This is a genomic window from Succinatimonas hippei YIT 12066, from assembly GCF_000188195.1.
In the GTDB taxonomy this organism is placed as follows: Bacteria; Pseudomonadota; Gammaproteobacteria; order Enterobacterales; family Succinivibrionaceae; genus Succinatimonas; species Succinatimonas hippei.
In genome coordinates, this window is sequence record NZ_GL831031.1 from 1 (window position 1) to 1,034 (window position 1,034).

1 protein-coding gene is annotated in these 1,034 nt (G+C 53.1%); it reads left to right on the forward strand.

Annotation, left to right across the window (positions count from 1 at the left end; genetic code table 11):
• Positions 1-822: IS110 family transposase (locus HMPREF9444_RS07155; protein ID WP_009143736.1), on the forward strand; the 822-nt coding region annotated here is incomplete at its 5' end.
• Between the last annotated feature and the right edge of the window lie 212 nt (positions 823-1,034).

Below are 1,034 nucleotides of genomic sequence, written 5' to 3' on the forward strand. Positions count from 1 at the left end.
ACCGACACCCGTGACGCTAGGGATATTGCCGCTAATCTAGCTTACGGCACCTGTTCATTTGTGCATGTTCCAACCGCTGAAGACTGCGCAGTGAGAGATTACATCAGGATGCGCAACGACCACCGGCAGATGCTCAAAAGACTTAAGCAGCAAATCAATGCACTAGCGCTTCGTCACGGCTTTCACTACGAGAATACTAAATGGACTGCAGTACATATTAAGCAATTGCGTGAGCTTGCGCTTTCTGATTTGGAGCGTGAAACCCTTGACGAGTACCTGGCCACCATGCAGATGCTAAGCGCCAAAATCAAAGCATTCGATGAGCGCATTGAGGAGCTGTCACATAAGCCGGCCTACGAAGTCCGCGTGTCGCAGTTGGCTTGTTTGTGCGGCATTACCCGCAAGCGCGCCACAAGCATCATAACAGAGGTATGCGACTTTAACCGCTTTGCTAAACCGTCCGGCTTTGCCGCTTTCGTTGGCCTTACCCCGGGGGAGGACTCGAGCGGAGAAACAGTGTGTCGCACTCCGATAACCAAAGCAGGGAATACGCATGTGCGATTGGAGCCGGTCGAAGCGGCGCAGAGTATTTGCCGCGGGTGCATAGGCTACAAGAGCAAAGCCCTTGCTGCGCGGCAAAAGGGCAATGACAGTAAAGTCATAGCCTATGCCGATAAGGCCAACGAAAGACTGCGTCGGAAGTATTACCGCATGATACAGCACGGCAAATCACGCAACGTAGCAGTGACGGCCGTGGCGCGCGAGCTTGGCTGTTTTATCTGCGGCATGATGAAGGACTTCTCGCCGGCTGAGGCCGCATAGCAGGAAGAGGAGATACTATAGGGATCTGAGGTTTTAGGGGGTATCGGAAGATTTTTTAGAAGCCTGTAAGGGGGCATTCGGTTGAGCTATCCGCGTTACTGCTATGATGGCGTCATTATTGACGATCCTCGTTTTTAGACGGCGGAGCTCACGGCGAAACCATTGGCCCGGAGGTAACCAACCCTCGAATATCAGAGTGGTCAAGCCCCGTG